The organism is Janthinobacterium sp. 75 (assembly GCF_004365495.1).
Taxonomy (GTDB): domain Bacteria; phylum Pseudomonadota; class Gammaproteobacteria; order Burkholderiales; family Burkholderiaceae_D; genus Janthinobacterium.
In genome coordinates, this window is sequence record NZ_SORD01000001.1 from 4164545 (window position 1) to 4188710 (window position 24166).

At 63.2% G+C, this 24166-nt stretch carries 20 protein-coding genes; 4 read left to right on the top strand and 16 right to left on the bottom strand.

Annotation, left to right across the window (positions count from 1 at the left end; translation table 11 throughout):
* Positions 1-177 precede the first annotated feature (177 nt).
* The 9 genes from C8C89_RS18975 to C8C89_RS19015 all read right to left on the bottom strand — a co-directional run bounded on the left by C8C89_RS18975 (position 178) and on the right by C8C89_RS19015 (position 12745).
* The gene (locus tag C8C89_RS18975; RefSeq protein WP_133991784.1) at positions 178-1389 is read right to left on the bottom strand and encodes an NnrS family protein; all 1212 of its coding nucleotides are present in this window, start codon (positions 1387-1389) and stop codon (positions 178-180) included.
* Between the two features lie 135 nt (positions 1390-1524).
* Complete coding sequence (locus tag C8C89_RS18980; protein ID WP_208327729.1) at positions 1525-2187, bottom strand: response regulator; 663 nt, start codon at positions 2185-2187, stop codon at positions 1525-1527.
* 25 nt (positions 2188-2212) lie between these two features.
* Positions 2213-4114 carry a type IV pili methyl-accepting chemotaxis transducer N-terminal domain-containing protein gene (locus C8C89_RS18985; protein WP_101481103.1) on the bottom strand — a complete coding sequence of 634 codons (1902 nt, stop codon included), beginning with the start codon at positions 4112-4114 and terminating at the stop codon, positions 2213-2215.
* Between the two features lie 123 nt (positions 4115-4237).
* Entirely contained in the window at positions 4238-5224 is a 987-nt protein-coding gene (gene moaA / locus C8C89_RS18990; protein WP_133991787.1) for a GTP 3',8-cyclase MoaA, read from the bottom strand.
* A gap of 102 nt (positions 5225-5326) precedes the next feature.
* Entirely contained in the window at positions 5327-6088 is a 762-nt protein-coding gene (locus C8C89_RS18995; protein ID WP_133991790.1) for a peptidylprolyl isomerase, read from the bottom strand.
* Positions 6089-6102: 14 nt separating this feature from the next.
* Positions 6103-6789: a respiratory nitrate reductase subunit gamma gene (gene narI, locus C8C89_RS19000; RefSeq protein ID WP_133991793.1), complete on the bottom strand. Its 687-nt coding sequence runs from the start codon at positions 6787-6789 to the stop codon at positions 6103-6105.
* 27 nt (positions 6790-6816) lie between these two features.
* Positions 6817-7485, bottom strand: a complete 669-nt coding sequence (gene narJ / locus C8C89_RS19005) for a nitrate reductase molybdenum cofactor assembly chaperone (RefSeq protein ID WP_243858104.1) — start codon at positions 7483-7485, stop codon at positions 6817-6819.
* A 9-nt stretch (positions 7486-7494) separates the two neighbouring features.
* On the bottom strand, positions 7495-9045 hold the full coding sequence (gene narH / locus C8C89_RS19010; RefSeq protein WP_133991796.1) for a nitrate reductase subunit beta: 1551 nt from the start codon (positions 9043-9045) through the stop codon (positions 7495-7497).
* Position 9046: 1 nt separating this feature from the next.
* Positions 9047-12745 (bottom strand): nitrate reductase subunit alpha, encoded by a 3699-nt coding sequence (locus C8C89_RS19015; protein WP_133991799.1) that lies wholly within the window; start codon positions 12743-12745, stop codon positions 9047-9049.
* Positions 12746-12974: 229 nt separating this feature from the next.
* On the opposite strand from C8C89_RS19015, the gene C8C89_RS19020 reads away from it, so the two are divergent.
* Positions 12975-13346 (top strand): ribonucleotide reductase subunit alpha, encoded by a 372-nt coding sequence (locus C8C89_RS19020; RefSeq protein ID WP_133991803.1) that lies wholly within the window; start codon positions 12975-12977, stop codon positions 13344-13346.
* A gap of 121 nt (positions 13347-13467) precedes the next feature.
* Here C8C89_RS19020 and C8C89_RS19025 read toward each other — a convergent pair whose 3' ends face one another.
* Genes C8C89_RS19025 through C8C89_RS19035 form a run of 3 tightly spaced genes read right to left on the bottom strand, consistent with a single transcriptional unit; the run spans position 13468 to position 16853 of the window.
* Complete coding sequence (locus tag C8C89_RS19025) at positions 13468-14160, bottom strand: carbonic anhydrase (protein WP_071077551.1); 693 nt, start codon at positions 14158-14160, stop codon at positions 13468-13470.
* Between the two features lie 54 nt (positions 14161-14214).
* Positions 14215-15600: a NarK family nitrate/nitrite MFS transporter gene (locus tag C8C89_RS19030; RefSeq protein WP_133993522.1), complete on the bottom strand. Its 1386-nt coding sequence runs from the start codon at positions 15598-15600 to the stop codon at positions 14215-14217.
* A gap of 8 nt (positions 15601-15608) precedes the next feature.
* A complete protein-coding gene (locus C8C89_RS19035; protein ID WP_101481095.1) occupies positions 15609-16853 on the bottom strand; it encodes a nitrate/nitrite transporter in 1245 nt (414 codons plus the stop codon).
* 282 nt (positions 16854-17135) lie between these two features.
* On the opposite strand from C8C89_RS19035, the gene C8C89_RS19040 reads away from it, so the two are divergent.
* On the top strand, positions 17136-17582 hold the full coding sequence (locus tag C8C89_RS19040) for a GNAT family N-acetyltransferase (RefSeq protein WP_133991805.1): 447 nt from the start codon (positions 17136-17138) through the stop codon (positions 17580-17582).
* 87 nt (positions 17583-17669) lie between these two features.
* Positions 17670-18047 (top strand): SirB2 family protein, encoded by a 378-nt coding sequence (locus tag C8C89_RS19045; RefSeq protein ID WP_101481093.1) that lies wholly within the window; start codon positions 17670-17672, stop codon positions 18045-18047.
* A gap of 4 nt (positions 18048-18051) precedes the next feature.
* Here C8C89_RS19045 and C8C89_RS19050 read toward each other — a convergent pair whose 3' ends face one another.
* From C8C89_RS19050 to C8C89_RS19060, 3 genes are all read right to left on the bottom strand, one after another.
* Positions 18052-20514, bottom strand: a complete 2463-nt coding sequence (locus C8C89_RS19050) for a TonB-dependent receptor (RefSeq protein WP_133991808.1) — start codon at positions 20512-20514, stop codon at positions 18052-18054.
* An 85-nt stretch (positions 20515-20599) separates the two neighbouring features.
* The gene (locus C8C89_RS19055; protein WP_243858106.1) at positions 20600-21601 is read right to left on the bottom strand and encodes a FecR domain-containing protein; all 1002 of its coding nucleotides are present in this window, start codon (positions 21599-21601) and stop codon (positions 20600-20602) included.
* Entirely contained in the window at positions 21574-22086 is a 513-nt protein-coding gene (locus C8C89_RS19060; protein WP_101481090.1) for a sigma-70 family RNA polymerase sigma factor, read from the bottom strand. Before C8C89_RS19060 ends, C8C89_RS19055 begins: the two co-directional genes overlap by 28 nt.
* A gap of 192 nt (positions 22087-22278) precedes the next feature.
* On the opposite strand from C8C89_RS19060, the gene C8C89_RS19065 reads away from it, so the two are divergent.
* Positions 22279-22791 (top strand): hypothetical protein, encoded by a 513-nt coding sequence (locus C8C89_RS19065; RefSeq protein ID WP_133991811.1) that lies wholly within the window; start codon positions 22279-22281, stop codon positions 22789-22791.
* A 6-nt stretch (positions 22792-22797) separates the two neighbouring features.
* Here the strand turns inward: C8C89_RS19065 and C8C89_RS19070 are convergent, their stop codons facing one another.
* A complete protein-coding gene (locus tag C8C89_RS19070) occupies positions 22798-24108 on the bottom strand; it encodes a DUF5077 domain-containing protein (protein WP_243858107.1) in 1311 nt (436 codons plus the stop codon).
* Positions 24109-24166: the final 58 nt, after the last annotated feature.

The window sequence follows — 24166 nt, forward strand, 5'->3', positions numbered from 1 at the left end:
CATACCAATGGTAAACTTGCCAATATGAAAATTCGGGGGACGCTATGATCTGGTGCAGGGATGTGCTGCTGAGAGCCTTGATGCTGGGCCTGCTGCTATTCGTCGTGGGCGAATCGCTGTCTTACTGGTCGCCGGAAATCAGGAAACTGATGGCCTGGCGCCCTTTCTGACAGCCGCCTACCCTTCGCGCCCGTCCACCCTGGCACGCCACAGATAGGGTGCATACACGCACACATACGCGCCAAAGGCCAGCGACCAGCACGTGCCGGCAGCCAGCAGCAGTGGCATGACCAGTGCTGCTGGACCGACGGCGGCCAGCAGGCGTGCCAGCGCGCCGAGTTGGATCAGCCAGTACATCGCCGCTTCTGCACGGCCGCCCGTCAAAGGGCGGCCCGTGTGGCCCAGCGTGGTGCGCGTCATCATGCCGATGATCAATCCCGCCATCGAGCCCACCGTCAGCGCGTGAAATACGGCGCTGGCTGGCAGCAGCCCCAGGCTGGCCAGCGCCAGCAGCGCAAAGCCCACGCCTATCCACGCATACGACAGGTGCAAAATCCACAGCAAGGGCACGCGCACGGTGCGATGCGGCTGCCAGGCCAGCAGATTGGCCAGCGACACGCCGCTTGCCGCCAGGGCTAGCGGCGCCGTCAGCCAGGCTGGCGCGCCGGCCAGCCACGCGATGGCCGCCGCCGCCATGCAGGCCACGGCCACCAGCGCACGCTTCGGACTGGCCACGGGCGAACTGCCAGGCGCTCCATTGCGGGTAAACATGGGAATGACGCGCGCGCCGATCACCGATTCGATCAGCACGATGAGGAAGATGGCCGCCTGCACGGGTAGGAATACGGATAGCGTCAGCCAGCCCAGCACGGCCGCGTGGAACAGGCCATTGGCCAACGCCAGCAAGGCCAGCAGCCCCACCAGAAACAGATTGCGCGTATTGCCGGAGCGGCGCAGTACCTGATACAGGGGCCAGGCGGCCAGCGGCAGGAACAGCCAATCGACCAGCGCCGCCACCAGCCCGGGCCCGCACAGCATGGCGATGCGCCCCGCCAACCACAGGCCAAGCAGCGCCATCAGCTGGGCACCATGCGGCGTGGGCAAGCCCGTCCAGTTGCGGCCCGCCGTGTACAAAAAACCCACGACGACGGCCAGCGCGAAGCCGAACACCATTTCATGCATGTGCCAGCCCAGGCCCACTTGCAGGCTGCCCGTCAACAAGCCGGCATAGCTGGCCAGCCACAGCGGAATACTGAGGGCCGCAAACACGGCCGCCAGCAGATAGAACGGTCTAAAACCCAGCTGCCAGACGGCATGGCGGGCATGCCAGGGCGCGGCGCCGGCTGTCGTAGAGGATGGGGTAGGTTCGCTGATCGGGGTGATGGCCATGATGGACTCGTTTTTAAAGATATATTCAATATACTACTTTAAAAGCACAAAGACGGCTATCGGCAAAAAGAACTAGCGAAATAGATGGAAGTGGGCATGGGGTCCGACCCGGCGGGTCCGACCCCATTTACCGGGCTACTTGCCCTGGCGGTGCTCGACCGCATACACGGCGGCCTGCACCCTGCTGGTGAGATTGAGTTTTTTCAGCACGTTCTGCACGTGGATCTTGACCGTGCTTTCGGCCAGGTCAAGGGTGCGCGCGATGCCCTTGTTGCTCTCGCCGCGTGACAGGCAGTCGATGATTTCCTTTTCGCGCGGCGTGAGCTTGTCGAGTTCCGACACGGGTTCCTCGCGCCGCGTGCCCGCCTGGAGCTGCGCCACCAGTTTGCCCGTCATGGCTTCGGCGATGACGACTTCGCCGGCGGCCGCGCGGCGGATGGCGCGCACCAGGTACTCGGCGTCGATATTCTTGATCAGATAACCGCAGGCGCCCGCGCGCAGGGCTGTCGCCAGGTCCTCGGCATCTTCGGACACGGTCAGCATGACGATGGCCGTGTCGGGACAGTCATGCTGCATCAGCTGCAGCGCTTCGACGCCCGACATGCCGGCCATGTTCAGGTCCAGCAGGACTACGTCGGGCTGCAGCTGGATGGCGCGCTTGATGCCTTCCACGCCATCGGCCGCCTCGCCCACCACGGAAAATTCGGTATGCCGCTGCAGCAACGAGCGTATGCCGCTGCGGAACAGCGCGTGGTCGTCCACCAGCATGACGGTGATCGGTTTATCGGGAATCTCCATTTTTTTTGTACTTTCAGATAGTGGCTTAGGCGGCGCGGCGCTGCTCGCGCGACAGATGCAGTTCGACGGTCGTGCCGCCACCGGGACAGGCGTGCACGTCGAACGTCGCTTCGATGCGCTGTGCGCGCTCGCGCATGATATGGATGCCGACATGGCTGTCGCCCTTTTCCAGCAAGGCGCAAGCATCGAAGCCGACACCGTTGTCGCTGATCGTCAGCGTAAAGTCCTGGTGATCGGCGAGGCGCACCTCGACATGGCTGGCCTGGGCGTGCTTGCGGATGTTCGACAGCGCTTCCTGCACGATGAATAGTAACTGCAATTGCTGTTCCCGGGGGAATGGCGCGCCGTCGACATCGGCCAGCAGCTCGGCCTCGATGCCCGTCTGGCGGCGGAATTTATCGATTGCCGCGCGCAGGGAGCCGATCAGATCATCCTCCATCAGGCGGCTGCGGAAGTTGGCCAGCAGTTCGCGCACGTCTTCATAGCTTTCCTTCACGCCCGCATGCAGGGCCGGCACGATGCCTGCCACTTCATCGAAGCGCGCATTGCGCACGGAATCGTCGAGCATCTGCACTTGCAGGTTGAGGAAATTGAGGCTTTGCGCGATGCTGTCGTGCAGCCCCTGCGCTACCAGGTTGCGCTCTTCGGAAATGGCCATCTCGCGCTCGCGCGCGGCCAGGCGCATGTTTTCCAGGGCGATACCCAGCAACTGGCCCAGGGTTTCCAGCAAAGCCAGCTCGCGCGCGGAAAACACGCGCGCATGGCGGAAATGCAGGTTGAAGAAGCCCAGGTGCTGTTCGTGCGCGTGGAGTTGAAAGACGGAGACGGTGGCAAAGCCCTCGCGGTGGCAGCGCAGCTCATGCGCCTTGTCGATACGGCGCATGTCATGCACCTTCGCCACCTTCATCTCGACGGCCGTGCCGCACAGGCAGTCGCCCACTTTCAGGCAATGCTCGGACGCCACCAGTTCCTCGGACAGGCCGTGGTGCACCACCATGTGCAGGTTGCCCCGCTCCGCATCGAGCACGCGCACGGTGGAGCCGTCCGCCTCGAAATAATCGACGATGCGCTGCATGAAGCCCCCGCAAAGATCTTCCAGGGGCTGGGGGCGCTGCAGGAAAGCTGAGCTTTCATACAGCAGGGCCAATTCGCGGTTGCGGTACTCCAGGGTAGCTGTCTTGCTGCGCACGCCCTCTTCCAGGTTGCCGTAGAGGGCCTGCAGGCGGTCGGCCATCTGGTTGAAGCCACTGGCCAGCTGGCCGAATTCGTCATTGCTTTCGACGGCCAGGCGCACGCTGAAATCGCGTTCCTTCATGCGTTGCATGCCCAGGCGCAGCCGCGTCACAGGCTCGATGATGAGCATGAACATCAGGTAAATCATGCTGACCGTGCCGATGACGGCCATGCCCACCAGGATCAGCTGCGAGGCGCGCAGCCAGAAGGTGCGCTGTTCGCTATCATGCTCGATCAGGCGCACCAGCTGGTCGACCTGGCCGACAAAGGTATCGGCGTCGTGCTCGAACTGGCGCGCGCGCGCGGCGGAAGCGGCAGCCAGTGCGGCCGGGCGCAAGGCGCCGCGCCACGCGGCGCTGATGCGCTCGAATTCCGACTTGATGGCCGTGCTGGGGGGGAGAAACAAGGGGCGCTGCGGGTCGCCGTGGCCGATCTTGGCCAGGGTCTCGTCGATCAGCAGCACTTGCTGGCGTGCCTGCTCATCGGCGTCGCTGGCAAGCAGCAGGGTCAGACGGTAAGTCTGCATGCGCAATCGGCCCGTCTCGTTGATGGCGGCCGAGCTGCCTTCGAGCTGCCACGACAGGAACAGGGTACAGCCGATGGCACTCAAGGCCAGCACCAGCATGAGCAGCAGCGCGCCGACGATCTTGGTCGACAGCTTCTGCCAGGAGGAAAACATCGCCTTGATTTTCATACTACCCCTAATAAATGCCTGTTTGTGGCCCTTATGCAGTCAAGTCAGCGACATCACTCCACCCACAGGCCAAGATCCGGGGTCAGACCCGGCGGGTCTGACCCCCGGCAGTGACACCTCCACTCAGCCGCCCGTCTGCGCCATGAAGCGCACGATCTTGTCCGGCTGCGTATTGAAATCATGCTGCTGCGGCTTCAGTTCGATGGCGGCGCGGATTGCCGCTTCGATCTCCGCATCCGTGGCCCCGCCACGCAGCATGGGGCCAAAGGCGAATTTTTCTTCCTGGCCCAGGCACAGATACAGGGTACCATCGACGGACAGGCGCACGCGGTTGCAGCTGGCGCAGAAATGCTGCGACATGGGCGTGATGAAGCCGATGCTCGAGCGTCCATCGGGTGTCGCCATGTAGCGCGCCGGCCCGCCACCGAGCTCCATCGCCTGCGGCACCAGGCCAAAGCGGGACGCCAGGCGCTCGCGCACGGGCCCCAGCGGCATGTAGCTGGCATTGCGGCCCGTACTGCCCATGGGCATGGCTTCGATCAGCCGCAGGATGAACTGCTGCTCGATGCAGAAGGCCGCCATGGCCTCGATCTGGCCGTCATTGATGCCGCGCATGGCCACCATATTGATCTTGATCGGGTCGAAACCGGCCGCCTTGCCCGCCATCAGGCCGTCCAAAATAGGCTGCAGGCTGTCACGTCCCGTGATCTGCTGCATGCAGGCGCGGTCCAAAGAGTCCAGGCTGACATTGATGCGGTCCACGCCCGCCGCGCGCAGTGCCACGGCATGCTTGCCCAATTGGGTAGCGTTCGTCGACAGCGACAAATCCTGCAAACCGGGCAGCGCGGACAGCTTCTGCGCCAGTTCGGGCAGGTCGCGCCGCAACAGCGGCTCGCCGCCCGTCAGGCGCACGCGGCGCGTGCCCAGGCGCACAAAGATGCCCAGCAAGCGCTCGATCTCGTCGAACGTCAGCCAGTCCTTCGGCTCTTCGAAGCCGCGAAAGCCCTTGGGCATGCAATAACTGCAACGCAAATCACAGCGGTCGGTAACGGACAGCCGCACATAATCGATCGAACGGCCAAAACGGTCCTGCAACTTGACGCTACCCATGACGCTACTCCTGTTTCTTCCTTGATTGTAAAGGCTGGGGCACGATCTGGCTGTGCCCCATAAGGCCTAGCGGCCTACGCCTTCCGGCCTAGGCATTTCAGCCTACTGAACCAGCGGGCTGGCGGTGCCTTCGACGCTTGCACCTTCCAGTTCAATGCCCGAGATCTCGGCGCGCGCCACCAGCATGTGCAGATACTGGTGCACGGCGCGCTGCCACGCGGCGCGCGACAGGCGGTCGGCGATCTGTGCCTGCACCGCCTCGTAGGCGATAGCCTGGCCTTCGACCCGGCGCTGCACCTCCACGATGTGGTAACCGAAACGCGTTTCCAGCAAGTGCCCGGCCAGCGCACCCGCCTCCAGGCGGAACAGCAGCGCGTCGAATTCCGGCACGCTCTGCCCCGGTGAGAGCTGGCCCAGGTTGCCCCCCAGCGCGCCTGACGGGCAATTCGAATACTGCGCTGCCAGTTCGGCGAAGCGTTCCGGTGCCTGTTTCAGGGCATCGAGCACGGCTTGTGCCGTCGCGCGCAGCAGCTCCAGTGGCGCTTCCGGCGTCACCTGGAACAGGATGTGGCGCGCCTCGACCAGCGCGCCGCTGCGGAACAGCTGCGGACGCTGCGCATAAAAGGTGCGGCAAGCCGCATCGTCGGCGGGCGGTACGCGCACTTCCTGCTCGAACAGCGCCTCGATGCGGTCGTCGATACTGTCGCCCGGCACCTCGAGGCGCTCGGCCTCGTCTTGCAGCATCCGGCGCAGCACCAGTTCATGCACAGCCTGTTTCAGCGGATTGCCGGCACGGTCGTGATGCGGCAGTTCCTGCGCGATGTCGGCATCGTCGATATCGATGCCATTGACGGAGATTCCCATGACTGACTCCTTTCTTAGCGGCGGCGCACCAGTTGATAGGCGCGGCCCAAATAGGCAACTGCGCCAAAGCCGCTCCACACGTGCACCAGACGGGTGAACGGGAAGATGACGAACAGGGACATGCCCATGAACAGATGCAGCTTGAAGACCAGCGGCGCGTCAAAGATGAAGCTGGCCGCATCGCCGCGGAAGGTGACGATGTGCTGCGCCCAATTCATCAGCAAGACCATCATGTGACCATCCATGTGCGAAGCCGAGACAAAGATCGACGACAGGCCCAGCAGCAAGGTCAGCAAAATCCACACCATCACCAGCTTGTCGCCAGCCGTGGTGACGGCGCGCAGCCGGTCATTGGAAAAGCGGCGCACCAGCAGGATCAGCAGGCCGGCAAGGCACAGTCCGCCCATGATGCCGCCTGCCGCCATGGCCACGCCCTGCTTCAGGCTGTGCGTCACGCCCAGGGTATCCCACACCCAGACGGGGGTAAGCAAGCCGGCCGCATGGCCGAACAGCAGGCCGATGATGCCGATGTGGAACAGGATATTGCCCAGGCGCAGACTGCCACGGTGCAGCAGCTGGCTGGAGTCGGACTTCCACGTGTATTGCTCGCGGTCGAAACGGATCAGGCTGCCAAGGAAAAAGATGGCCAGCGCGATGTATGGATAGATGCCATACACAAATTGATGCAGATAATTATTCATGATGTACTCTCCTCATGCGGGCGCGCTTCAAGCTGCGCGCCGCGGCTGCGGGTGAAAATGCACGGGATGGACGCCGCCTGCGACCTGGCCCTGACCTGGGCGCAGCAATGGCTCGACGCCATCCGCACCAGGACCGAAGGTTTCCAGCGCTTCATCCATGTCGCGGATGGGCGGTTCGGCCAGCATTTCGGCTGCCACGGGGCTCAGTCGTTCGAGCACCGTGAAGACGGGCGCATATGGACTGCCGTTGGCCGTCAGCTTGCGGCCGATATGCGCCAGTACGTGGACGGCGTCGCCCAGCAGCGGCGCCGATGCCGCCGCGTCGAGCTGCGCCAGGAATTCCAGGAACAAGGGCACGAAGTCGGGCAGATCGTCCCCCGTCATCTGCAAGCCATGGCGCTTGTATTCCTCCATCAGGTCAACCATGGCCTGGCCCCGGTCGCGCGATTCGCCGTGGATATGCTCGAACAGGTGCAGCGAGTGCGATGGATTGCGGTCAAACGTGGCCACGTACTGCTGCTGCAGGTCGATCAGGCTGCTGCTTTCCAGGTGCGACAGCAAGGGCCGCAGCAAGGCGTGCTGTTCCGGCATGGCGGCCAGCGCCGCGTCCAGCTGCGGCAGGTGCGAGATCAGCTCGGGCTCGGGATACAGCAGCAGGCGCGAGAGGATTTGATAGTGATTCATAGCGTGTGTCATATCGATTCCTTAAGCGCCTGGCGCCGTTTTGCGCGACTTCGGCATCTGCATGAAGATGGCCGAACCATGTTTTTTCTTGCCGAACAAGGTCGGTTCGCTGCTGCCGTCCGAGCAGCCATTGCCGAAGCTGAAGCCGCACGAACCCTTCTCGTTGAAGCTGTCTTCCGCCATTTCCTTGTGGCTGCTGGGAATGACGAAGCGGTCTTCGTAATTGGCGATGGCCATGATGTGGTACATGTCCTCCACCTGCGCCTTGGTCAGGCCCACCTGTTTCAATACCGTCATGTTCTCCACCTTCTCGACGGTTTTGCTGCGCATATAGGCGCGCATGGCCAGCATGCGGTCCAGCGCCGAGATGATGGGCGGCTGGTCGCCCGCCGTCAGCAAATTGGCCAGGTATTGCACGGGAATGCGCAGGCTTTGCGTGTCCGGCAGCACGCCATTCACGCCCAGCTTGCCCGATTCGGCAGCCGCCTGGATCGGCGAAAGGGGCGGCACGTACCACACCATCGGCAAGGTACGGTACTCGGGATGCAGCGGGAACGCCACTTTCCACTCGACGGCCATCTTGTAGACGGGCGACTTGACGGCCGCTTCCAGCCAAAGGTCAGGAATGCCCTGGCGGCGCGCCTCGGCGATGATGGCCGGGTCGTGCGGATCGAGGAACAGGTCCAGCTGCGCCTGGTACAAGTCCTGCTCCTGCGGCACGGAGGCGGCAGCTTCGATCTTGTCGGCGTCGTACAGCAGCACGCCCAGGTAGCGGATGCGGCCCACGCACGTTTCCGAGCACACGGTAGGTTGGCCTGCCTCGATGCGGGGGAAGCAGAAGGTGCACTTCTCCGCCTTGCCTGACGACCAATTGTAGTAAATCTTCTTGTACGGGCAACCGGAGATGCACATGCGCCAGCCGCGGCACTTGTCCTGGTCGATCAGCACGATGCCGTCGTCTTCGCGCTTGTACACAGAGCCGGAAGGGCAGGACGCCACGCACGTCGGGTTGAGACAATGCTCGCACAGGCGCGGCAAATACATCATGAAGGTGTTTTCGAAGGTGCCGTACATCTCCTTCTGCATGTTGTCGAACAGCTTGTCCTTGCTACGCTGGGCAAATTCACCACCCAGGTCATCTTCCCAATTCGGACCCCACTCGATTTTTTCCATCTTTTTCCCCGTCAGCACGGAGATCGGACGGGCCGTCGGCGGCGTCTGCGACAGCGGTGCGCTTTGCAGGTGCTCGTAGTCGTAGGTGAACGGCTCGTAGTACTCGTCGATGGCCGGCAGGTTCGGGTTGGCGAAGATATTCGCCAGGATCTTCAGACGGCTGCCCTGGCGCGGCTCGATCTTGCCTGCGTCCGTGCGGCGCCAGCCGCCATTCCATTTGTCCTGGTTTTCCCACTGCTTCGGATAGCCGATGCCGGGCTTGGTTTCAACGTTGTTGAACCATGCGTACTCGACGCCGTCGCGGCTGGTCCATACGTTCTTGCAGGTGACGGAACAGGTGTGGCAGCCGATGCACTTGTCCAGGTTCAGCACCATGCCGATTTGCGCTCTGATTTTCATACTATGCTCCTTCTTCCTGCAACGGGCCTTCGAGCCAGTCAACCTTGTTCATCTTGCGCACCAATACGAATTCATCGCGGTTGGAGCCCACCGTGCCGTAGTAATTGAAACCGTAGGCCAGCTGGGCGTAGCCGCCGATCATGTGCGTCGGCTTGGGCACGGCGCGCGTCACCGAGTTATGGATGCCGCCCCGCTTGCCCGTCATCTCCGCGCCGGGCACGTTGATGATCTTTTCCTGGGCGTGGTACATCATCGTCATGCCGGCCGGGATGCGCTGGCTGACGATGGCACGCGCCGTCAGGCTGCCATTCACGTTGAAGACTTCGATCCAGTCGTTGTCGACGATACCGGCCGTTTTCGCATCGATTTCCGACAGCCATACGTGCGGCCCGCCGCGTGACAGGGTCAGCATGCGCAGGTTGTCCGAATACGTGGAGTGGATGCCCCATTTCTGGTGCGGCGTCAGAAAGTTCAGCGCCAGTTCCCTGTTGCCGTTCGGCTTGGTACCCAACAGCGCTTCCGTCGTCTTCGTGTTGATGGCCGGCTTGTACACGCACAGCCCTTCGCCAAAATCACGCATCCACAGGTGATCCTGGTAAAACTGCTGGCGGCCCGTCAGGGTGCGCCATGGGATCATTTCATGCACGTTGGTATAGCCGGCCGTGTAGCTGACTTCTTCGCTTTCCAGTCCTGACCAGGTGGGCGAGGAAATGATCTTGCGCGGCTGCGCCTGTACATCGCGGAAGCGGATGCTGTCATGCTCGCGCGGCTTGGCCAGATGCGTGTGCTCGCGTCCCGTGATGGCGGACAGCGCGGCCCAGGCCTTGACGGCCACGTGGCCATTCGTTTCCGGCGCCAGCGTCAGGATCATCTCGGCCGCATCGATGGCCGTGTCGAGGCGCGGCTGGCCCTTCGACACGCCTTCATCGAGCACCGTGCGGTTGATGCCGCGCAGTACCTCGACTTCATGGCCCGTTTTCCAGGAAATGCCCTTGCCGCCGTTGCCGATGCTCTCCAGCAGCGGTCCGATCGAGGTGAACTTCTTGTACACGTCGCGGTAATTGCGCTCGACCACGGTCATGTTCGGCATGGTCTTGCCCGGGATGGCCTCGCATTCACCGGCGCGCCAGTCCTTGGGATCGAAAGGCTGGCCCAGCTCGCCTGGCGTATCGTGCATCAGCGGCGTGAGGATGATGTCTTGCTGGGTGCCCAGAAGTTCGCCACCGATTTCCGAGAATTTCTCGGCGATGCCCTTGTAGATTTCCCAGTCCGACTTCGATTGCCACAGGGGCTGCACGGCTTCCGACAGCGGGTGGATGAAGGGGTGCATGTCCGAGGTATTCAAGTCATCCTTTTCATACCAGGTGGCCGTCGGCAGCACCACGTCGCCATACAGGCAGGTGGTCGACATGCGGAAGTCCAGCACCACCAGCAGATCGAGCTTGCCTTCGGCGGCGGGACGCACTTTCACCTGCTTTGGCGTGATGCAGTCGTCTTCGTCGCTGAGCAAGCCATTCTGCGTGCCCAGCAAATACTTGAGGAAGTACTCGTGGCCCTTGCCCGAGCTGCCCAGGATATTCGAGCGCCAGACAAACATATTGCGCGGGAAGTTGGCTGGATTGTCCGGATCGTCGCACGAGAACTGCAGCTGGCCCGCCTTGATCTGATCGAGCGCATACGCGGCCGGTGCCTGCCCTGCCGCCTTGGCGGCCTTGGCCACTTCCAGCGGATTGGTTTGCAGCTGCGGCGCCGATGGCAGCCAGCCCATGCGTTCAGCCTTGGCGTTATAGTCGAGCAGAGTCAGGTCACCCGTGCCGCCCGCCGCCGATGGTGAGGCGATGTCGCCCGTTTCCAGCTTTTCGTGGCGCCATTGGCTGGTGTGGGCATAGAAGAACGAGGTGCCGTTCATCTGGCGCATCGGACGCACCCAGTCCTGGGCGAAGGCCAATGGCGTCCAGCCCGTTTGCGGACGCAGTTTTTCCTGGCCCACGTAGTGGGCCCAGCCGCCGCCGGACTGGCCGATACAGCCGCACATCATCAGCATGTTGATGATGCCGCGATAGGTCATGTCCATGTGGTACCAGTGATTCAGGCCGGCGCCCACGATGACCATGCTCTTGCCGCGCGTCTGGTCCGCGTTTTGCGCGAACTGGCGCGCCACGGTGATGACGTCGGCGCGCTTCACGCCTGTGTGCTTTTCCTGCCACGCGGGGGTGTAAGGCACGTCGTCGTCATAGCTTTCCGCCACGTTTCCGCCACCGAGGCCACGGTCGATGCCGTAGTTGGCGAGGGTCAGGTCGAACACGGTGGTGACCAGGCCCGTCGTGCCATCGGCCAGGCGGATGGTCTTCACCGGCACTTTGCGCAGCAGCATGTCAGCCGCATCCTTGCCGCCGAAGTAGGCGAAACCCACTTCCGTGACGGCGTCGCTGTCGTTGATCATGGAGAGCATCGGCACGATGGGCACGCCGCTGCCGCCCGCCTTCTGTTCCAGGTTCCACTTGCCCGACTCACCCCAGCGGAAGCCGATGGAGCCGGCCGGCGCCGTGATTGTCCCCGTGGTTTCGTCGATGACCAGGGTTTTCCATTCCGGGTTATTGGTTTCGTCGAGGTTGTTGTCCAGGTGCGAAGCGCGCAGGAAGTAGTCGGGCACCAGGGTGCCGTTATGCTCCTTGAGCAGCACCAGCATGGGGAAGTCCGTGTACTGGCGCGCATACTCGCGGAAGTAGGCGCTCTGCCCTTCCGAGTGGAATTCCTTGAGGATGACGTGCCCCATGGCCAGCGCCAGCGCGGCGTCCGTGCCTTGTTTAGGCGCCAGCCAGATGTCGCCGAACTTCACCATTTCGCCGTAATCGGGAGAGATAGCCACGGTTTTCGTGCCCTTGTAGCGCACTTCCGTGTAGAAGTGGGCGTCCGGCGTGCGCGTCATCGGCACGTTCGAGCCCCACACCATCAAATAGGTCGAGTTGTACCAGTCGGCCGATTCCGGCACGTCCGTCTGTTCGCCCCACACTTGCGGGCTGGCGGGCGGCAAGTCGCAGTACCAGTCGTAGAAGCTCAGGGCCACGCCGCCGATCAGCGACAGGTAGCGCGTGCCGGAGGCATAGCTGACCATGGACATGGCGGGAATCGGCGAGAAGCCGACGATGCGGTCCGGGCCATATTTTTTGATCGTCAGCGCATTCGCGGCGGCGATGATTTCATTCGATTCTTCCCACGTGGCGCGCACGAAGCCGCCCAGGCCGCGGATGGATTTGTACTGCTGCGAGCGCACGGGATCCTGGCTGATCCAGTCCCAGGCCGTCACGGGGTCCATGGTCTTGCGCGCCTCGCGCCACATTTCCATCAGGCGGCCGCGCACCATCGGATACTTCACGCGCTGCGCCGAATACACGTACCAGGAATAGCTGGCGCCGCGCGGGCAGCCGCGGGGCTCGTGATTGGGCAGGTCGGGCCGCGTGCGCGGGTAATCGGTTTGCTGGGTTTCCCAGGTGATCAGGCCATTCTTGACATACACCTTCCAGCTGCACGAGCCGGTACAGTTCACGCCATGCGTGGAACGCACGATCTTGTCGTGCTGCCAGCGCTGGCGATAGGCGTTTTCCCAGGTACGGTCTTCATCGACCACGGTGCCATGGCCGTTGGAAAACGGCTCGGCGGGCTTGCTAAAAAATTTCAGGCGGTCCAGAAAGTGACTCATGCTACCTCCACATTACGCCGCGGACAGCGGCGCCAGGTCTTAAAAAACGCTGCAAGCAGGATGGCTCAAGCGTCGATACAAACAGTCTATCGATGCGCCCTGCTCGGCGGTATTGGCAAGAAGTCGGTTTCCCGCACCAGGAATGCATAGGCGGGTAGTCACTATTGCCTATGGGCACCGCAGACCTGCTGCGGTATACCTGTCGCCATCGTTCAACCAGGAGAAAACCATGTCCATCACCGATTACGCCAGCCTGCTGCGCAGCGCCCGCAACCAGGAGCAGCCGCAACGCCTGCTGTTCACCTTTACCCAGGCGCAGGCCCAGCCTGGCGGCCAGGGCAAGTCCCTCACGCCTGTGATGTGCGCAGACAAGCTGCCCGAGGAGCTGGACAGCTTCGATACATTGAAGGAGGAGTCGAAACAGATGCAGACGCACTGGGACGTGGTCTTCGTGGCGGGACTGGCGGGCCAGGACGGCCAGCCGCCCGCCGCGCAGGAATGCGAAGCGCCCCTGCGCGCCATGGTGACAGCCATCGAGCAAGGGCGCATCGACGGCCTGCTGGCGTTTGACCGCAGCGGGGATTTGTTACGTTTTAGCTGAGGGAACTTGTCGGATTACGCCCTGCGGGCTAATCCGACCTACATCATTCTTCCACCAATTATGCAAGGTAGGTCGGATTAGCGTAGCGTAATCCGACACATTGTTGGCGGCACGTTTCGGATTACCTGGCCGCATCGGGCCACGGGCGCTCATGCAGATGCCGCGCGCGCTCTATCGGGCATACCAGGGGCAAAAACTGCTGCTGGCGCGCCGAATACGCCATCAGGGCGCCGCTGTCGATGTCGAAATACCAGCCATGCAGTTTCAACACCCCTTGCTCCACCCGGCGCTTCAGCCAAGGGTAGGTCAGCAGATTGTCCAGCGACTGCAGGATGCTGGCCAGTTCGCACGCATGGTGCTGCTCTTCCGATGAGCGGTGCGCCAGCTCGCGCCGCACGCGCTGCGCCACCGGTTCGGCAATGCGCATCCACTGGCCGACGAAGTCCGTTTCCTGGCCTTCCGCGCGCGGCTGCGGTTCCAGCAACGCGCGGATGCCGCCGCAGCGCGCATGTCCGAGCACGATCACCCTGGCCACTTCGAGCTTGCAGACGGCGAACTCGATGGCCGAGCTGACGCCGGGCGGCGCGTCGGGCGTACACGGCGGCACCAGGTTGGCGATATTGCGCACGACGAACATGTCACCCGGGTCGCTGCCCGTCAGCAGCATGGGGTCGACGCGCGAATCGCAGCAACCGATCAGCAAGGTCGTGGGCCGCTGCCCATCGCGCAAGCTGTCGTACAAGGTCTGCGGCTCGCTGAAGTACTGCTGCTGAAACAGGCTGAAGCCGTTGACGAATTTTTCCAGTTCTTCCATGACATACTTTCATTTCCTCAACGTCTGGCAAGAACGACTTGCCAGACGTTCTAACTAGCAAGGCATCGGCGCGTTCTTGCGGGCATAGCACCACCAGGTGATCGCGATGCAGCTGACATAAAAGCCGATGAAGCACCACAGGGCCGCATCGGGGCTGCCCGTCAGCGAAATCGAGGTGCCATAGCTTTTCGGAATGAAGAAGGCACCGTAGGCCGCCACGGCCGACGTGAAGCCCAGGACTGCCGCCCCCTCCTTGTTGGCGTCGACGATGGCTTGCTCCTGCGCCGCCTTGCCCTTGCCGGCGGCCGCGCGCTGATGCTCCGTCAAAAAGATCACGGGAATCATGCGGAAGGTCGACGCATTGCCGATGCCCGTGCCGGCGAACAGCAGCATGAACATCCAGAAGAAGCCACTAAAACTACCACCCACGCCGGCTTGCGGCATGAAGTACAGCACGCCCAGCACGGCGCCTATCATCAGCAGGAAGGACCACAGGGTGACGCGGGCGCCGCCCAATTTATCGGAAATCACGCCACCGGCCACGCGCGCCAGCGCACCTACCAAGGGGCCGAGGAAGGCATAATCGAGCGGGTTCACGTCGGGGAACTGGATCTTGATCAGCAGCGGAAAGGCGGCCGAATAACCGATGAAGGAGCCGAAGGTGCCCGTGTACAGCCAGCACATGAGCCAGTTGTGCTTGCGCTTGAAGATCACGGCCTGTTCGGAAAACGAAGCCTTGGCCGAGGCCAGGTCATTCATGCCGAACCAGGCCAGCAAGGTACTCAAGGCGATGAATGGCACCCAGATGAAGCCCGCGTTTTGCAGCCACATGTCCTTGCTCACGCCATTCTTGATCCAGGTGAGCGAATCGCCGCCCCAGGCGCCGAAGACGGCGAAGGTGATCACCAGCGGCACGACGAACTGCACCACCGACACGCCCAGGTTGCCCAGGCCAGCATTCATGCCCAGCGCGAAGCCCTTGCTCGCCTTCGGATAGAAAAAGCTGATGTTGGCCATCGACGAGGCAAAATTGCCGCCGCCAAAGCCGCACAGCAGCGCCAGGATCAGCATGGTCGGATAGCCCGTGTTTACATCCTGCACGGCCAGGCCGATGCCGATCGCGGGAATCAGGAGCGATCCCGTGGAAATGGCCGTCCAGCGGCGGCCGCCAAAGATGGGCACCATGAACGAATAAAAGATGCGCAAGGTGGCGCCGGACAGGCCAGGCAAGGCCGTCAGCCAGAACAGCTGGTTGTTGCTGTAGGTGAAACCGATGTTGGGCAGGTTGACGACCACCACGCTCCACACCATCCACACGGCGAACGCCAGCAGCAGCGCGGGAATCGAAATCCACAGGTTGCGCGCGGCCGTGGCCTTGCCCGTGTTTTGCCAGAAGCTCGGGGTTTCCGGCTCCCACGTATTGATCATGTAGCGGCTCACGAGCTTACTCATAACGTTACTCCTGCAGGTTGAGGGTTAGTCGCCGCACGGAGCGGCTTGAACGAGAAATACATCCAGACGAGGGAAACGCAGACGGTGCCGTACAGGAGCATGAAGGCGCTCGAGCGCACGCCGGTGAAGTCCACCAGGGCGCCGAACATCACGGGCAAGATGAAGCCACCGAGACCGCCCGCCAGGCCCACCACGCCCGAAACGGCACCGATATTGTCGGAAAAGTCATCACCGATGAACTTGAAGACGGACGCCTTGCCCACGGCCATGGCGATGCCGACGATGAACAGCAGCGCGGTGAACCACAGCGGCGACAGGCCGATGTGGATAGCCAGCGGCCCCGTGACAGTTTCCACCACCATCTGCGTTTGCGGATACGACAGCAGGAAGAAGCACACCCAGCACACCCACATCACGGCCCACGTCACCTTTGCCGCACCGTATTTGTCCGAGATCCAGCCGCCCAGCGCGCGCAGCACGCCGCCAGGCAGCGAGAAGCAGGCGGCCAGCAGCGCCGCATGCTTCAGGTCGAAGCCGTATTCGGCCACGTAGTACTTCGTCATCCACAGCGCCAGCGCCACGTAGCCGCCGAACACCACCGAGTAGTACTGGCAGTAGCGCCACACGCGCGGGTCCTTCAGCACCTTCATCTGCGCCGAAAAGCTTTCGCCCGATGGTGCCAGGTGTGATTTGTCCGTGTACGAAAACAGCCAGAAGATGATGGCCGTGGCCAGCATGGCCACCGCATACACCTTCGGCAGCATTTGCCAGCCAAAGGCGGCGACGATGCCCGGCGCGACGAACTTGGTCAGCGCCGAACCGGAGTTCCCCGCACCGAAAATGCCCATTGCCAGGCCGCGGCGCTCCTTTTCATACCAGCGCGCCACATACGGCGTACCGACGGAGAACGAGCCGCCCGCCAGACCCACGAACATGCCCAGCAAGAGGAAGTGCCAGTAGGCGGTGGCGTAGGAAATCAGGTAAATCGGCACCACGCTGGCCAGCATCAGCAGGAAGAAAACGCGGCGTCCGCCGTATTTGTCCGTCCAGATACCCAGCGGCACGCGCACGAGGGAACCCGTCAGCACGGGCATGGCGGCCAGAAGGCCGAATTGCGTTTCCGTCAAGCCCAGGCTGGTCTTGATGGGGATGCCCAGCACGGCAAACATCATCCATACCGCAAAGCAGATGGTAAACGCGAAGGTACTGCTGATCAGCACGGACGCCTGCTTGCGCCGCATGCCCGGTTCGACTGCCTTGTTACTACTGTTGTTCTTAGTGCCATCTAGGGTAGCCACGATGTTTCTCCATGAATGCACTGGCCGTCTGGCCAGCCGTCCCGACCAGCTTACGTGGCAGTGACGAAAGGCACTATCGGCCACAGGGTGATTTTGGGAAGGCAATCTGGATAGCCGCATCGGCAAAAGTGACTAGATGCAGGCACGCGGACCTAGCCTGGATGGCGGGCGTTTTACAAACGGACGTATTTTTGGCACACTCGGCGCCTGGAGAATAGGAGCGGCATGGAGAACAGGAACGAAACAGACACCGTCCTCACGCGCGCGGCCCAGGCTGGCGATGTGGAAGCCATGCTGGCCTGCGATGCGTACGCGCAGGCGCACGCCAGCCGGGGCGATGCCGTGGGCGCCGCCGTAGGCAAGGGGCAATGCCTGGTGGCCATTTGCGCCGGCCAGGTGGCCGGCTATGTCCTCACGCACGACGACTTCTTTGGCTACGCTTTTGTCTCGCTGGTGGTAGTCGCTCCCGGGCAGCAGCGGCGCGGCGTGGGCTTGCGCCTGCTGGCGGCCGCCGAAGCCGCGTGCCAGACAGCGAAAATATTCACCTCGACCAACGCGTCCAACCTGGCAGCGCAACAGTTGTTCGCCCGCGCGGGCTTCGTGCGCAGCGGCCAGATCGACCATCTCGATGAGGGTGACCCGGAGTTGGTGTACGTAAAATGGTGCCGCTGATTGCGCGTCCTCCCGACGGCGTATGGCGCGGCACGTCAAAGGCGGCTATGCTGGCGCCATCGTCAATCAACGCCCATCACATCACGCATGGATTATCTGAGCCTCAAGCATTTCCACATGGGTTGCGCCGCTGCCAGCGGCTTTCTTTTCCTCTTGCGTGGCGCCTGGATGTTGCGCGCCTCGCCCGCCTTGCAGCAGCGCTGGGTAAAAATCCTGCCGCACCTGGTCGACACGGCCTTGCTGGCCAGCGCCATCGCCCTGGCCGTGTGGAGCGGCCAGTCGCCGGGCAGCCAGCCCTGGCTGGCCGCCAAGCTGTGCGCGCTGGTGGCCTACATCGTGCTGGGCACCATCGCCCTGAAACGTGGCAAGACGCCAGCCGTGCGCGGCGCCGCCTTCGCACTCGCCGTGCTGGTATTTGCCTACATCGTCGCCGTGGCCGTCACCAAACAGGCATGGCCACTCTGATACATCAGAAGATATAGCGCAGGGTGACGCTGGCGTTGCGCGGGGCGCCCCAGTAACCCTGGTTGTACATGCCAAGCTGGCTGTAGTAATGCTTGTCGAACAGGTTGTTGATGTTCGCCTGCAGGGACAACTGGCGCGACAGCGCGTATTTCGCCATCAGGCTGGCCACGGCATAACCGCCCTGCTCCACGCGCTGCGTGCCCTTCGGTCCGGTGGCGTCGCGGTAGGCGCCGCTTTGCCAGTTCACGCCGCCGCCCACGGACAATGCGCGCCAGCCGCCAGGCAGCTGGTATGTGGAAAACACGCGCGCCAGGGTTTGCGGCACATAGCTGTTCAGGCGCGCTCCCTTGTTGTCCTCGGCCGCCGCGTGCGACAGGCTGGCCGATACGTTCCAACCCTGTGCCAGCTCGCCCGAGACGTCCAGTTCCACGCCCTTGCTGGTGGTGCCCGATGCCGCGTAATACGCCTGCGTCAGCGAATTGCCGACAAAATGGCCCGTGTCTTCCTGCGCCAGGCCATCTTGCGCGATGCGGAACACGGCCAGCGCCGCATTGAGTTTGCCGCCGAAATACTCGCCCTTCACGCCCGCTTCCAAATTCTTGCCTTGTACGGGATCAAGGTAGCGCCCGAAGCGGTCCTGGTAGCCCTGCGGCTTGAAGATCTTGCTGTAGCTGGTGTACAGCGCATGCTGTGCATCAATATCCCACACGAGGCCCGCGTAGGGCGTGACGGCGTGCTTGGCATAGGAGTAGTTGCCGCCCCAGTCATCGACGTGGTCAGCCTTGTAGCGGCTGTAGCGCGCGCCGACGATCAATTTCAATGGGTCGGCCAGCGACAAGCGCGCCGTGCCATAGATGCCACGCTGCTGCACCGTATCGAGCAGCTTCCAGCGGTAAAAATTCGGGTCATTCCAGTCCGGCTCCGGCGCCACGCCCTGCCACTGATGGAAATTGGCGTAATCGACGCTGCCGCCCGAAATGCCAGGATTGCTGGCGAACTGGTTGCTGCCCGAGACGCCGAACGCCAGGTCGTGCGTGCGGCCCAGCAGCTGCAGCGGCCCTTGCACATAGGCGTCGACGCTATCCTGGCGCCGCGTGCCCGAGTAAAACCCGGGGCTGCCCGTCACGCCCTGCCCCGTGGCCTTGTCTGGCCAGGTATAGGCGAAGGTCTCGGCGGCCGAATAATTGCCCCAGCCGTGATTCAGCATGGCCGTCAGGTTCCAGCCCTTGCCCAGGTCCTGCTCCAGGCGCAGGAAAGCCGTCTGGCTGGTGCTGAACCAGCGGCTCCAGGTGGCTGCCGTCGTGGTGGAGCGGGAAAACGTGGCGTGCTCGCCATCCGCATACCACAGCGGCAAGCCGCCATACATGCCGCCGCGCGGGCGGTTATCCTGGTATTCATAGCCGGCGATCAGCACGCTGCCGGGCGCCAGGTCCGCTTCCACGGTGGCGTAGGCCATGGCTTTCTTGCCGTGATACAGGTTCACATACGATTCGCTGTCCTGGTAGCTGGCCACGACGCGCCCACGCACCTTGCCATCGCTGCTCAAGGGCGTGGACAGGTCGGCGCTGGCGCGCGCATTGTTCCAGGAACCCAGGCTCAGGGCGGCATTCCCGGCCAGCTGCCTCGAAGACGCGCGCTTGCGCACCAGGTTGATGGTGGCCGACGGCTCGCCAGCGCCAGTGAGCAGGCCCGTGGCGCCGCGCACGATCTCGACCCTGTCGTAGGCCGTCATGTCCAGAGTGCTGTCACCCACGTTGTAGGCATTGTCGACCGTGGTGGGAATGCCGTCGTACTGGTAGCTGGCGATGGAAAAGCCGCGCGCAAAGAATGAGGTACGGTCGCTGTCGTAGCGGTTGATGGCCACGCCGGCCGCGTTTTGCAGCACCTCCTCCACCGTCTGTAAATTTTGGTCGTCCATCTGCTGGCGCGTGACCACGCTGACGGCTTGCGGCGTCTCGCGCACGGACAGGCCCAGGCGCGTGGCCGAGCGCATGGTCTGCGTCGTATACGAGCCGCTGCCTTCCGTCGCGCCATTCGCCTCGGCGCTCGCGCTGACCTTCATCTCGGGCATGGTCTGGCCGCCATCGGCCGCAGCCACGTCGAGCACATAACCGCCATTTGCCTGCGGCACGGCGCGCAAGCCGGAACCGGCGACGATGGCGCCCAGCGCCTCGGGCACGCTGTAGCTGCCCGTCAGTCCGGCACTGCGCTTGCCCGCCACGGTGGCGGCCTGGTAAGAGATCATGGTGCCCGTCTCCTGGCCGAAGCGCACCAGCACCTGTTCCAGGGTGCCGGCGGGTATCGCCAGTTCGATGCGCGCCGCATTGGCTGCCTGGGCAATAGGTGCGGCAGCCGAGGCGCCGCTGGCGGCGAGCAGCCACAGGGCGTGGCTGACGGCCAGCGCCACCACGCTGCGGCGGCATGTGCTGGAAGCGGAAGAGGCGTAAATAGGTGTTGTGCTGGGCATGCGGACTGTTTTCCTGAAAGTGAATGAAGGGTTCACTTGCTATGTCACGCGAAAATCGAAAACCCCTCAGTTTTTCAGAAATTAATCATGAATTCTTCCGATGCGGCACCACGGTCACCCAGAAGCGCGTGCTCTCGCGCACGTCGACGGGCAAGGTGCGCGTCAGCATGTCGAGTACTTGCACCGTATCGGCCAGCGGATAGATGCCCGAAACGCGCAGGTGGGCGATGGCGGGATCGCAGGCCAGGCGGCCATGGCGGTAGCGGGCCAGCTCACCGACAAAATCGGCCAGCGGCATGTCGTGCGCCACCAGCATGCCTGCCGTCCACGCATCCGCGCCGGCAGGCAGGGCTTGCACTGCACCGATCTGCGCCGCCGTAAAGCTGGTTTGCTGGCCGGCCTGCAGCCTGCGCGCCGCATCGGGCGCTTGTTCCGGCACCATGTCGACGGCGCCCGCAAACACGCCCAGGCGCGTGACTTCGCTGCCAGCTCGCACGGCAAAGCGCGTGCCCACGGGTTGCAAGCGGCCGTGGGCCGTGCGCACGAAAAAAGGCCGGCCCGCCACATCGCGCGCCGTAGCGACCATGATCTCGCCTTTTAACAGGGTCACCAGGCGCTGGTCCGCGTCGTAGCGCACGTCGATGGAGGTGGCCGTATTGAGGGTGATGCGCGTGCCGTCCGCCAGCACGACGTGGCGCAATTCGCCAGTGCCGGTGCGGTAATCGGCCAGCCAGTATCGCGCCTGCTCATCGCCGCCCGCCAGCCAGCCGCCGCCACCCACGGCCAGCAGCGCCAGCAACTTGAGCGACTGCCGGCGCGCCGCATTGGCCTGCGCATGCGCGGGCTTGCGCACCAGGGTGCCGTGCGCCAGCGGCGCGGGCAAGGCACGCATGCGCGCCATGCAGCCTTCCACATGCTGCCAGGCTTGCTCGTTTTTCGGGTCGCTGCCGCGCCAGGCGCACCACGCCTGCTCCACTTCCGGCGTGGCGTCACCGTCCTGCAGGCGCACCAGCCATTCGACCGCCTGCAAGCTGGCCGCTTCCGGCGTCAAGGCGCCCATCACGGCGCCGGCTGGGAAAAGAAACACTGGTGCATGGCTTTAACCAGGTGGCGCTGTACGGTGGCCAGTGAGATATTCAGTTCCAGCGCGATGGCCGCCTGCGGCATGCCATCGAGCTGCGACAGCAGAAAGGCGCGGCGCACGGCAGGCGCCAGGCCATCGAGGCGGCGGTCGATGTCGAACAGGGCTTCGAGCAAAATCGCCTGCGCCTCGGGATCGGGCGCACTTTGCGACGGCAGGCTGGCCAGGGTTTCCAGGTAGGCCGCCTCCAGGTCGCGGCGGCGGTACAGATTGCCCAGCACGCCTTTGGCCACCGTCGTCAGAAAGGCACGCGGCTCGCGCGCGGCGATGGCCTCGTCGCGGCTCAGCAGGCGCATGAAGGTGTCGTGCGCCACGTCGGCCGCGTCAAACGCATTGCCCAACTTGTGCCTGAGCCAGCCTTGCAGCCACCTGTGGTGTTCGTGATACAGGCTGCCCACCTCCTGGTGGACGCCGGATTGGGCAGCCGACACGTCGCATACTCCCTGGTTCGCAAATAATAATGATTCGCATTCTATATCTAGGCGGTGCTGCGGCGCAAGCGGTCGGCGGAGGGCGCGTGATCGGTTCTGCAGAACGCGCCAGCTTGCACGGCAATGATAGTATTTATGACATCTTGCACAAGCTGGCCATCCCGGCCATGCCGCCCCCATCGAAAGGCAAACATGCTGCTATCTGAACTGCTGACCAAGCTGACCTGCGGTGACCTGGAAGGAAAGGAGCTCGACGAGGCTGTCACCGCCATCACCGATGCGCCCTCCGCTCCACGCGACGAGTGGATCGACAGCGATGCGCAAGCCTACGCGGTGGCGATCCTCTCGCACCTGGTCGACTATATCGCGTCGAGCGACAAGCTCGATGAACTGCACGAACAGATACAAGACATGTTCGACGAATTCCCCGACTTCCCGTACGAACTGCTCAAGGAAAGTGGCGGCAGCGTGCTGCCCTATTTCGAGTGGCTGGACACGGAACTGGCGCAGCGCGCCGTGGAAGAAGGCGGCTATGACCTGATCCAGATCGACGGCAACGGTTCCGACGAAATGGATGCGCTGCTGGTGTACCGGCGCGATACAAACGACATCATCCAGGCGGCGGCATTGATGGGCGTGACGATAGGCCGGCCACTCACCTACTATCGCGGCATCGAGGCGATGGTGGGCAAGCGGCCGGGCTAAGGGCGCCTATTGCATCGGCAAGGCTGCCACATCGACGGCCGGCGCCTGGCCCGTGGCCGGGCGTGTGAAGTTCTGGCCGGTTTTCACGACATCGGCAAAAAAGCCGCCGTTATGCAGGTAAAACCTGCCGTTTTCCAGGCCGCCTGCGTAATCCATGCGCTGCGCGTTGGTGGCCGTGGCGTCGCCCGTGTAGCGCCCTGCCGTCACTTCCGACCAGGTGCCGGCAACGTTCCTCGCCCACTGGTTGCCGAACTGGACGCGGCGCTCCGTGTACCCCAGGGTATCGATGAAGTTCTCGAGGAAGGAATGCACGCCCGTCAAATATGTGCTGATGGCCGGCCGCTTCCAGGTGGCGATGTAGCGCCACTTGCCCGTTTCGGGCGCGAAGAACCAGGCCGAGTAATCGCTGCCGCCCTTGCCATCAGGCCGCGCGCGCGTGATGAAACGGTAGGTGGTGCCGGCCGCCCAGTCATACGACAGATAAGTCTGTCCGCCCGTGCCTTCGCCACCGAAAGCATTATCGACCACGCCGGCGCCCTTGCTGACTAGGGTGGTCTTCGCGCCATTGTCGGCATCCCACACCGAGAACAATATCCAGCGCTCGCTCGGTGACTTCACCTGGATGCCCATATAGCCCTGGCCGAAGCCGTTGGCCATGAAATAGGAGCCGATCGCATCCTGTCCCTTGGGTATCGTCATCTCGTTATAAAAATACTCGGTATTGGCCGGCACCGTGTAGCCCATGTGCACGGAAGGTCCGCGCCGCGACCAGTAATAATTAGCCGGATCGTTGGCATAATTGAGCGTGGCATTCGCCGTCACTTTCAGCGCGGTGACGTCGCCGAACGTGGCCTTGGCGCGCGTCAATCCCTGCAAGTCCACCTTCACATAGCCGGCCGCCGGCACATTGACGGTGCCGACGGCGTAGGTCTTGCTGGCCTTGCCGGCCAGCTTGACGTCGAACGGCGTGCCATTGATCTTCACGCGAATGGTGCTGTTGCCGCCATCGGCCAGGCTGGCGTCGAGCGCCACCTGGACGGGGCCCGCCCCGTCCACGCGGAAATACGTACTGGCTATCGCAGCCGAATTACTCCAGCCGGCCAGGCCATGTTCGCCGATGACGGCGCCCTCCTGCCCCCTGGTGATGAAGGCATTGCCGGCCAGTTCCACGCTGGCGGACGTGGCGGGCGCAGCCACGCTGGCGGCCAGCAAGGCGGTTCCGCCCGTGCTGGTGGTGGCGGTGGCGCCGCCGCAGGCTGCCAGCAGCAAGGGCATGGCGGGAAGGACTGCGTACAGCAATGAACCTCGGTGTTTCATCAACGTCTCCTGGAATAGAAAAAACCCGCTACGGCGGCAGGCGCGGTAGCGGGTTGTG

What these genes read in the sequence shown, in the direction of transcription:
- narJ (WP_243858104.1), bottom strand. Translation starts at nt 7,485, where the DNA reads ATGACACACGCTATGAATCACTATCAAATCCTCTCGCGCCTGCTGCTG.
- C8C89_RS18975 (WP_133991784.1), bottom strand. Translation starts at nt 1,389, where the DNA reads ATGGCCATCACCCCGATCAGCGAACCTACCCCATCCTCTACGACAGCC.
- C8C89_RS19070 (WP_243858107.1), bottom strand. Translation starts at nt 24,108, where the DNA reads ATGAAACACCGAGGTTCATTGCTGTACGCAGTCCTTCCCGCCATGCCC.
- C8C89_RS19025 (WP_071077551.1), bottom strand. Translation starts at nt 14,160, where the DNA reads ATGGAAGAACTGGAAAAATTCGTCAACGGCTTCAGCCTGTTTCAGCAG.
- C8C89_RS18980 (WP_208327729.1), bottom strand. Translation starts at nt 2,187, where the DNA reads ATGGAGATTCCCGATAAACCGATCACCGTCATGCTGGTGGACGACCAC.
- narI (WP_133991793.1), bottom strand. Translation starts at nt 6,789, where the DNA reads ATGAATAATTATCTGCATCAATTTGTGTATGGCATCTATCCATACATC.
- narH (WP_133991796.1), bottom strand. Translation starts at nt 9,045, where the DNA reads ATGAAAATCAGAGCGCAAATCGGCATGGTGCTGAACCTGGACAAGTGC.
- C8C89_RS18995 (WP_133991790.1), bottom strand. Translation starts at nt 6,088, where the DNA reads ATGGGAATCTCCGTCAATGGCATCGATATCGACGATGCCGACATCGCG.
- C8C89_RS18985 (WP_101481103.1), bottom strand. Translation starts at nt 4,114, where the DNA reads ATGAAAATCAAGGCGATGTTTTCCTCCTGGCAGAAGCTGTCGACCAAG.
- C8C89_RS19040 (WP_133991805.1), top strand. Translation starts at nt 17,136, where the DNA reads ATGGAGAACAGGAACGAAACAGACACCGTCCTCACGCGCGCGGCCCAG.
- C8C89_RS19020 (WP_133991803.1), top strand. Translation starts at nt 12,975, where the DNA reads ATGTCCATCACCGATTACGCCAGCCTGCTGCGCAGCGCCCGCAACCAG.
- C8C89_RS19065 (WP_133991811.1), top strand. Translation starts at nt 22,279, where the DNA reads ATGCTGCTATCTGAACTGCTGACCAAGCTGACCTGCGGTGACCTGGAA.
- C8C89_RS19045 (WP_101481093.1), top strand. Translation starts at nt 17,670, where the DNA reads ATGGATTATCTGAGCCTCAAGCATTTCCACATGGGTTGCGCCGCTGCC.
- moaA (WP_133991787.1), bottom strand. Translation starts at nt 5,224, where the DNA reads ATGGGTAGCGTCAAGTTGCAGGACCGTTTTGGCCGTTCGATCGATTAT.
- C8C89_RS19035 (WP_101481095.1), bottom strand. Translation starts at nt 16,853, where the DNA reads ATGCGGCGCAAGCAGGCGTCCGTGCTGATCAGCAGTACCTTCGCGTTT.
- C8C89_RS19015 (WP_133991799.1), bottom strand. Translation starts at nt 12,745, where the DNA reads ATGAGTCACTTTCTGGACCGCCTGAAATTTTTTAGCAAGCCCGCCGAG.
- C8C89_RS19050 (WP_133991808.1), bottom strand. Translation starts at nt 20,514, where the DNA reads ATGCCCAGCACAACACCTATTTACGCCTCTTCCGCTTCCAGCACATGC.